Annotated in this window: 8 protein-coding genes; all 8 read left to right on the top strand. The window is 68.5% G+C overall.

What is annotated here, in order from left to right; translation table 11 throughout:
• Positions 1-355 (top strand): molybdopterin dinucleotide binding domain-containing protein (locus tag AB0C29_RS20840; protein WP_360822419.1); only part of this gene is annotated, 355 nt, incomplete at its 5' end.
• Between the two features lie 8 nt (positions 356-363).
• Complete coding sequence (gene nuoH / locus AB0C29_RS20835) at positions 364-1,740, top strand: NADH-quinone oxidoreductase subunit NuoH (protein WP_360822421.1); 1,377 nt, start codon at positions 364-366, stop codon at positions 1,738-1,740.
• A gap of 1 nt (position 1,741) precedes the next feature.
• Positions 1,742-2,371 carry an NADH-quinone oxidoreductase subunit NuoI gene (gene nuoI, locus AB0C29_RS20830; RefSeq protein ID WP_360822417.1) on the top strand — a complete coding sequence of 210 codons (630 nt, stop codon included), beginning with the start codon at positions 1,742-1,744 and terminating at the stop codon, positions 2,369-2,371.
• Positions 2,371-3,144, top strand: coding sequence for an NADH-quinone oxidoreductase subunit J (locus AB0C29_RS20825; protein ID WP_360822415.1), 774 nt, complete (start codon positions 2,371-2,373; stop codon positions 3,142-3,144). The genes nuoI and AB0C29_RS20825 overlap by 1 nt, the downstream gene beginning before the upstream one ends.
• Positions 3,141-3,440, top strand: a complete 300-nt coding sequence (gene nuoK / locus AB0C29_RS20820; RefSeq protein WP_203772979.1) for an NADH-quinone oxidoreductase subunit NuoK — start codon at positions 3,141-3,143, stop codon at positions 3,438-3,440. Before AB0C29_RS20825 ends, nuoK begins: the two co-directional genes overlap by 4 nt.
• Before the next feature lie 12 nt (positions 3,441-3,452).
• On the top strand, positions 3,453-5,378 hold the full coding sequence (gene nuoL / locus AB0C29_RS20815; protein WP_360822413.1) for an NADH-quinone oxidoreductase subunit L: 1,926 nt from the start codon (positions 3,453-3,455) through the stop codon (positions 5,376-5,378).
• A complete protein-coding gene (locus tag AB0C29_RS20810) occupies positions 5,375-6,913 on the top strand; it encodes an NADH-quinone oxidoreductase subunit M (RefSeq protein WP_360822411.1) in 1,539 nt (512 codons plus the stop codon). The genes nuoL and AB0C29_RS20810 overlap by 4 nt, the downstream gene beginning before the upstream one ends.
• Positions 6,914-6,915: 2 nt before the next feature.
• The gene (nuoN, locus tag AB0C29_RS20805) at positions 6,916-8,448 is read left to right on the top strand and encodes an NADH-quinone oxidoreductase subunit NuoN (RefSeq protein WP_360822409.1); all 1,533 of its coding nucleotides are present in this window, start codon (positions 6,916-6,918) and stop codon (positions 8,446-8,448) included.
• The last annotated feature ends 625 nt before the right edge of the window (positions 8,449-9,073 follow it).

Here is a 9,073-nt window from a genome sequence, read left to right as displayed (position 1 = left end):
GGTCGGGGACCAGGAGGCGGTGCTGGCGTCCTGGCACCACCTGATCGACCTCGGCTCGATGCTCGACGGCGACGAGGTGCTGGCCGGCACGGCCCGTACCCCGGTGGTCCGGCTGGGCAAGGGCCTGGCCGAGGCGCTCGGGGTGGCCGACGGCGACGCCGTCACGGTCGGCACGGACCGCGGCGCGATCACTCTGCCGGCGGCGATCACCGACCTGCCCGCGCAGGTGGTGTGGCTGCCCACGAACTCGCCGGGCTCGACGCTGCGTCGCAGCCTCGGCGTCACCTCGGGTGCGGTGGTCCGGCTGAGCGCCGGCCGGCCTGGCCCGATCCTGGCTCAGGGAGCTACCGCATGAATTCGCTGATTGTTGCGAAGGCTCAGGACCCCACCCTGGCGACGTTCGAGAACGACGTCTGGTGGATCGTCCTGATCAAGCTGCTGGGTGTCTTCGTCATCCTGCTGCTGCTGACGCTGTTCACGATCAACTACGAGCGCAAGGTCGTGGCCCGGATGGCGGTCCGGCCCGGCCCCAACCAGGTCGGGCCCAAGGGCTGGCTGCAGAGCCTCACGGACGGCGTCAAGCTGCCGTTCAAGGAGGAGATCATCCCGAAGACCGCCGACAAGGTGGTGTACTTCATCGCCCCGGTGATCTCGGCGACGGTGGCGTTCACCGCGTTCTCGGTGATCCCCTTCGGGCCGGTCGTCTCGATGTTCGGCCACAAGACGGCGCTGCAGCTGACCGACGTACCGATCTCGGTGCTGGTGCTGCTGGCCTGCTCGTCGATGGCCGTCTACGGCGTGGTGCTGGCCGGCTGGGCGTCGGGTTCGACGTATCCGCTGCTCGGCGGCCTGCGTTCGGCGGCCCAGATGATCTCGTACGAGGTCGCGATGGGTCTGAGCATCGTGGCGGTCTTCATGACCGCGGGCACCATGAGCACCTCGCAGATCGTCGCCGCCCAGGCGGGTAACAACCCCACCACGGCGTTCGACATCTTCGGCTGGAACCCGACCGCGCCGAGCTGGTACGCGGTCCTGCTGCTGCCCAGCTTCGTCATCTACTGCATCGCGGCGGTCGGCGAGACCAACCGGGCCCCGTTCGACCTGCCCGAGGCGGAGTCCGAGCTGGTCGGCGGCTTCCACACCGAGTACTCGTCGTTCAAGTTCGCGCTGTTCTTCCTGGCCGAGTACATCAACATGATCACCGTCTCGGCGTTCGCCACCACGCTGTTCCTCGGCGGCTGGCGCGCCCCGTGGCCGATCAGCTGGTGGGAGGGCGCCAACTCCGGCTGGTTCCCGCTGATCTGGTGGCTCGGCAAGGTGCTGCTGCTGCTCTTCGGCTTCATCTGGCTGCGGGCCACCCTGCCCCGGATGCGCTACGACCAGTTCATGCGCTTCGGCTGGAAGGTCCTGATCCCGGTCAACCTGGTCTGGATCCTGTTCCTGGCCGGCGTCCGGGTCACCAACGACCGGATCGACGGCGGCGCCCGCTGGCTCGTCTACCTGGCCGCGGCGGTGGTGGTGCTCGGCATCGCGCTGCTCTGGCCGGCCAGCAAGAAGCCCCGCGAGTTCTCCATCGAGGAACAGCTGGCCGCCCGGCCCCCGGGCAGCTTCCCGGTCCCGCCGATGGACCTCCAGGTGCCACCCAGTCCACGGGCCCGCCGGGCGGTCGCCGAACGGCAGCCGGCCACGGTCGGCGGCACCACGCCCACGCCGGACGACACGTCAGACAAGGAGGTGTGACGTGGGAACGTTCACCGGCTCGTTCAAGGGCTTCGGGGTGACCTTCGCGCACATGTTCCGCAAGGTCATCACCACCGACTACCCGTTCACCCCGCCGACGCCGGCGCCGCGCTACCACGGGCGGCACATCCTCAACCGGCACCCGGACGGCCTGGAGAAGTGCATCGGCTGCGAGCTGTGCGCCTGGGCCTGCCCGGCGGATGCGATCTACGTCGAGGGTGGCGACAACACCGACGAGCAGCGCTTCTCGCCCGGTGAGCGGTACGCCAGCATCTACCAGATCAACTACGCCCGCTGCATCTTCTGCGGACTGTGCATCGAGGCCTGCCCGACCCGTTCGCTGACCATGAGCAACGAGTACGAGCTGGCCCGCGACAGCCGCCAGGATCTGATCTTCACCAAGGAAGACCTCCTGATGCCACTGCTGCCCGGCATGGAGCAGCCGCCGCACCCGATGCGGCTCGGCGACACGGACAAGGACTACTACCTCGGTGCGCTGACCAACCCGGGCACGTCGGCCGGTGCCGAGCGGGCGCCGTGGTCCGACGCGGGCACCGACGACGCGGCGACCGCCGTCGACCCGGCCGCCCGGCCGGAGACCGCGGGCACGGTACGACGGGAGGCCTCCTGATGTTGGCTTACGCCGCGGCAGCCGCCGGCCAGGTCTCCACCGGTGAGGCCTGGGGCTTCTGGATCCTGGGCTCGCTCGCCGTCATCGGCGGCCTGGGCATGGTCATCGCGCGCAACGCGGTGCACTCGGCCCTCTGGCTGGTCGTCACGATGCTCTGCCTGGGCTTCATCTACGTGATCAACCAGGCGCCGTTCCTGGGCGCGGTGCAGATCATCGTCTACACCGGCGCGATCATGATGCTGTTCCTGTTCGTGCTGATGCTGGTCGGCCGGGACGCCTCCGACTCCCTGATCGAGACCCTGCGGGGGCAGCGCATCGCGGCCATCCTGCTCGGCGTCGCCTTCGGGGTGCTCGTCGCGACCGGCCTGGCCCGTTCGCTGGCCGGCACCGAGGTCGTCGGCCTGGCCGAGGCGAACAGCGCCTCCGGCGGCAACGTGCAGGGCATCGCGCGCCTGCTGTTCACCAAGTACGTCTTCGCCTTCGAGGTCACCTCCGCGCTGCTGATCACCGCGGCGGTCGGTGCCATGGTGCTCGCCCACGTCGAGCGGGCCAAGGGCGACATCGCCGACCAGGTCACGCGCATGAAGGCGCGCTTCCGGCCGGGCTCGTACCCGGGAGCCAAGGCGGGCCCGGGCGTCTACGCGAACACCATGTCGGTCGCGGCGCCGGCCCGGCTGCCGGACGGCAACGGCTCCGAGCGCAGCATCTCGGCGATCCTTCCTGTGCGCGAGCTGACTGCTCAGGAGATCGCACCGAAGGGGACTGAGAAGTGACTCCCGACTACTACCTCGTACTGGCGGCGATCCTCTTCACCATCGGTGCCGCCGGTGTGCTGGTCCGCCGCAACGCGATCGTGCTGTTCATGTGCATCGAGCTGATGCTGAACGCCGCGAACCTCGCGCTGGTGACCTTCAGCCGGATCAACGGCACGCTCGACGGCCAGATCATCTCGTTCTTCGTGATGGTGGTCGCGGCGGCCGAGGTCGTCATCGGGCTGGCCATCATCATGTCGATCTTCCGGACGCGGCGCTCGGCCAGCGTCGACGACGCCAACCTCCTCAAGTACTAAAGGGGCCTTCACGTGGAACAGACAGTGGAGTATGCCCACGCGACGGGGCTGCTGAGCGGAATCTGGCTGCTGGTGGCCATTCCGCTCGCCAGCGCCACGGTCCTGCTCCTGCTGGGCAGGAAGGCCGACAAGTGGGGTCACTGGCTCGGCGTCGCGGCGGTCGCCGCGACGTTCGTCCTGGGCTTGTCGATGTTCTTCAGCCTGGCCGGGCTGGACGCCGAGGCCCGCTCGGCGGAACAGAGCCTGTGGGACTTCATCGTGGTCGGCGGACTGCACGTGGACTTCGGGTTGCTCTTCGACCCGCTGTCCGGCGTGTTCGTCCTGCTGATCACCGGGGTCGGCTCATTGATCCACCTGTACGCGGTGGGCTACATGGAGCACGACGAGGGGCGGCGGAAGTTCTTCGCCTACTTCAACCTCTTCGTCGCCGCGATGCTGCTGCTGGTCCTGGGCAACAACTACGTGATGCTCTACTTCGGCTGGGAGGGCGTCGGTCTGGCGTCGTACCTGCTGATCTCGTTCTGGTACACCCGGCCGTCGGCGGCCACCGCCGGCAAGAAGGCCTTCCTGATGAACCGGGTCGGCGACGCCGGCCTGGCCATCGGCATCTTCCTGATGTTCGCCACGCTGGGCACCACCCAGTACGACGAGGTCTTCAACGGCGTCGGCGCGCTCTCCGGCGCGACCATCCTGGTGCTGGGCATCCTGCTGCTGCTCGGCGCGGCCGGTAAGTCCGGCCAGTTCCCGCTGCAGGCCTGGCTCCCCGACGCGATGGAGGGCCCGACCCCGGTCTCGGCCCTGATCCACGCGGCGACGATGGTCACCGCCGGTGTCTACCTGATCGCCCGGTCCAACCCGATCTTCTCGGCGAACACCACGCTGCAGACGATCGTGGTCAGCGTCGGCGCGCTCACCCTGCTGATGGGCTGCATCATCGGCGCGGCCAAGGACGACATCAAGCGGGTCCTGGCCTGGTCCACGGTGAGCCAGATCGGCTACATGTTCCTCGGCGTCGGGCTGGGCGGCGGGGCGTACGCCCTGGCGATCATCCACCTGCTCGCGCACGGCTTCTTCAAGGCCAACATGTTCCTCGGCGCCGGCTCGGTCATGCACGGTATGCACGACCAGGTCGACATCCGGCGCTTCGGTGGCCTGCACAAGTACATGAAGTGGACCTGGCTGACCTTCATGATGGGCTGGCTCGCCATCATCGGCATCCCGCCGCTGTCCGGCTACTTCTCCAAGGAGCCGATCATCGCGGCGGCCTTCGAGCGCGGCGACTGGACCTCCTGGCTGTACGGCATGGCCGCCCTGATCGGCGCGGGCCTGACCGCGTTCTACATGACGCGCCTGTTCGTGCTGACCTTCCACGGCCCGGAGCGCTACACCGAGGACAACAAGCACCCGCACGAGTCGCCGTACATCATGACCGTGCCGCTGATGCTGCTGGCCCTGGGCTCGATCGCGGCCGGCTTCCTGATGGCCAGCAGCGTGCCGGACTGGCTGGAGCCGACCTTCGGCGCCGAGGCCGTGGAGCACGAGGCGGTCATCCCGCACGCGCTGATCACGGTGCTGTCGCTGGTCGTCACGGTGCTGGGCGCGGGTCTGGCCTGGGCGCTGTTCCGCAACGGCACGGCCAAGGAGGAGCAGCCGGCCGGTGTGCTCGTCACCGCGGCCCGCCGCAACCTCTACACCGACGCCTTCAACGAGGCGGTCTTCGAGCGGCCCGGCATCTACCTCACCCGCGCGTTGGTCTTCCTCGACAACAAGGGCATCGACGGCGCGGTCAACGGCCTCGCGGCCGCTGTCGGCGGCAGCTCGGGTCGCCTGCGCCGGCTGCAGACCGGTTTCGTCCGCTCGTACGCGTTGTCCATGCTCACCGGCGTAGTCCTGGTCGTCGGTGCCTTCCTCGCAATCCAGTTGGGATGGTTGGCGTGACCGACTTTCCGTTCCTGTCCATCCTGACGCTCTTCCCCCTGGTGGGGGCGGCGGTGGTGGCCTTCATCCCGAAGACCAGGGGCCAACTGGCCAAGACGATCGCCCTGGGCTGGTCGCTGGCGGTGCTCGCGCTGAGCATCGTCATGTGGATCGTGTTCGAGGCGGGCGGCGACCGCTTCCAGTTCCGCGAGTCCTACCAGTGGATCCCCACCTGGGACGCGCGCTTCACGTTCGCGGCCGACGGCATCGCGCTGGTGATGCTGATGCTGATCGCGATCCTGGTGCCGGTGATCATCCTGGCCTCCTGGAACGACATCGACGAGACCCAGCGGTCCGTGCCGGTCTACTTCGCGCTGCTGCTGGCCCTCGAGTGCACGATGATCGGCGTCTTCGCGGCCGCCGACGTGTTCCTGTTCTACGTGTTCTTCGAGGTCATGCTCGTGCCGATGTACTTCATCATCGGTTCGTTCGGCGGCGCCCGGCGGCAGTACGCGGCGGTCAAGTTCTTCCTGTACTCGCTGGTCGGCGGTCTGTTCATGCTGGCCGCCGTGATCGGCCTCTGGGTCGTCGGCGGGCACACGTTCGACTGGCAGAAGCTGAGCGACGTCTCGGCGGCGTTCGACACCAACACCGCCCGCTGGCTGTTCCTGGGCTTCTTCATCGCGTTCGCGGTCAAGGCGCCGTTCTTCCCGTTCCACACCTGGCTGCCCGACGCCGGTGTCGCCGCTCCGGCGCCCGCCGCCGCGCTGCTGGTCGGTGTCATGGACAAGGTCGGCACGTTCGGCATCCTGCGCTACTGCCTCTCGCTGTTCCCGGAGGCGTCGCGCTGGTTCGCCCCGGCGGCGCTGATCCTCGGCGTCATCGGGATCATCTACGCCGCCCTGCTCGCGGTCGGCCAGCATGATCTGAAGCGGCTGGTGTCGTACACGTCGATCGCCCACTTCGGCTTCATCGGCATCGGCATCTTCGCCTTCACCACCCAGGCCGGCACCGGCTCGGTGCTGTACATGGTCAACCACGGTCTGGCCACCGGCCTGCTGTTCCTGGTGGTCGGCATGTTCGTGGCCCGCCGCGGCTCGGCCCTGGTCAGCGACTTCGGCGGGGCCGGCAAGCTCGTTCCGGTGCTGGCCGGTGTCCTGTTCTTCGCCGGTCTGGCGTCGCTGGCCCTGCCCGGCACGGCGCCGTTCGTCAGCGAGTTCCTGGTGCTGATCGGCACGTTCACGGTGCACAAGGTGTACGCGGTGATCGCCACCTTCGGCATCATCCTCGCCGCCGCGTACGTGCTGTGGATGGTGCAGCGCACCACGCAGGGCACGCTCAACCCGGCGCTGACCGAGGTCCCGGCGATGCACAAGGACATCAGCCTGCGCGAGAAGATCGTGGTCGCGCCGCTGATCCTGCTGCTGCTGGTTCTCGGCTTCTACCCGAAGCCGGTCACCGACGTGATCAACCCGGCGGTCGAGGCCACCATGCAGGACGTGGGCACGACCGACCCGGCGCCGACGGCGGTCGCAAACGGAAAGGTGGCGCCGTAGCCATGGACGACCTCCAACTACCCGCGATCAACTACGGCGCCCTGGCGCCGATGCTGATCCTCTTCGGAGCGGCCTGCCTCGGCATCCTGCTCGAAGCGGTGCTGCCGCGCGGCCGGCGCAACGGGGTCCAGCTGACCCTCGCCCTGGTGTCGCTGGTCGCCGCGCTCGTCGCGGTGATCCTCGGCCGGAACACCCGCACCGTCACCATCGGCGGCGCGGTGGCGATCGACGGCCCGACCCTGTTCCTGCAGGGCAGCATCCTGCTGCTCGGCATCGTGTCGATGCTGCTGATCGGTGAGCGCGCGGTCGAGAACGGCGGCGCGTTCGTGTCCCAGGCGGCGCTCACCGTCGGTTCCGAGAAGGACCTGCGGCAGGCGGGCAGCGACCCCGGCAACACCGAGGTCTACCCGCTGACGATCTTCTCGCTCGGCGGCATGCTGCTGTTCGTGGCGGCGAACGACCTGCTGACGATGTTCGTCGCGCTCGAGGTCCTGTCCCTGCCGCTCTACCTGCTGTGCGCGCTGGCCCGGCGTCGCCGCCTGCTCAGCCAGGAAGCGGCCCTGAAGTACTTCCTGCTCGGCTCGTACGCGTCGGCGTTCTTCCTGTTCGGCGTGGCCCTGATCTACGGCTTCGCCGGCGCGGTCGACCTGGCGTCGATCCACGCGGCGGTCGCCGACCCGGTCCGCAACGAGGTGCTGCTCTTCGGCGGCCTCGCCCTGGTGGCCATCGGCCTGCTCTTCAAGAGCGCGGCGGCGCCGTTCCACGTGTGGACGCCCGACGTGTACCAGGGCGCACCCACCCCGATCACGGCGCTGATGGCGGCCTGCACCAAGGTCGCGGCGTTCGGGGCCCTGCTGCGCATCCTCTACGTCGCCTTCGACGGGGTCCGCTGGGACTTCCAGCCGGTCCTCGGCGCAATCGCGATCCTGACAATGCTGACGGGCGCGATCCTGGCGGTCACCCAGACCGACATGAAGCGGCTGCTGGCGTACTCGTCGATCGCCAACGCGGGCTACCTGTTGGTGGGCGTCCTGGCGCTCAACAAGGAGGGCCTGTCCAGCACGATGTTCTACCTGGTGGCGTACGGCTTCTCGGTGCTGGCGGCATTCGGCATCGTCTCGCTGGTGCGCGACGCGGACGGCGAAGCAACCCACCTGTCCCGCTGGGCAGGCCTGGGCCGCCGCAACCCGCTCTACGCGGGCGCCTTCTCGTTCATCATGCTGGCCTTCGCGGGAATCCCGCTGACCAGCGGCTTCACAAGCAAGTTCGCAGTCTTCGGCGCAGCGATCGAAGGCGGCCAGACCTGGCTGGTCATCGTCGGCGTGATCACGAGCATGGTGCTGGCGTTCCCGTACCTGCGGGTGATCGTGATGATGTGGCTGTCCGAGCCGGGCGAAAGCACCCCGACAGTTTCGATCCCAGGCTTCCTGACCTCGGCAGCGCTGGTCATCGGCGTGATCGTGACGCTGGCGCTGGGCGTGATCCCGGCGCCGCTGCTCGATCTGACCAACGACGCGGCGCAATTCGTCCGGTAGCGAGGAAATTGTCGTTGGCGGCCCCGGTCGGATTCGTTCCGGCCGGGGCCGCTCGCTGTCCGCGGAATCACGATCAAGAGCTTGATGTCGTACCTGGTTGCATGGCCCTGGACGTCGCTCCCGCCGAGACCGGGCGGGGCCACCCAATCGCCTGGCGGCTCATGACCGGGCGGCCCCACCCTGCCAGCTGCGTGCTCCAAGAAACCCGGCTACGGATCTTGGCTGGTCATCGCGGTGCTGACCGCCCCTCGCGTGAGGTGCTGTGGAGTGGCCTGCGACGTTTCGGATGCAGAATGCAGCTGGGATCGTGCCCTGAAGAAGGCAGCGCGCGGACGCTCGCTTGCCGGGTTGTCGGGACGGCTTGCCTCCGGCGCGAAGCATTTGCGGCCGGGTCGCCTCGCGGCCGATGGCCCGGGCTTGATCGGCACCGTCCGCGGTCGGCCACCCTTGACCTATGCGCTTGGACAGAGCAGTTCTGCAGTCCGCCTCGCCGTCCCCGCACAGGCTCACCGCCCGCGTCGTCCCGTGCCTGCACGGTCCCGCGCCTGTGTCGTCCCGCGCCCGCACGGTTCCGAGCCCCGCATGGCCCCACGTCCACGCCGCCCACACCAAGCCACGCCGCCCA

It is taken from the genome of Actinoplanes sp. NPDC048791 (genome assembly GCF_040650095.1).
GTDB lineage: Bacteria > Actinomycetota > Actinomycetes > Mycobacteriales > Micromonosporaceae > Actinoplanes.
Note: the sequence above shows the minus strand (reverse complement) of the source record. Positions and strands in the feature narration are given on the sequence as shown.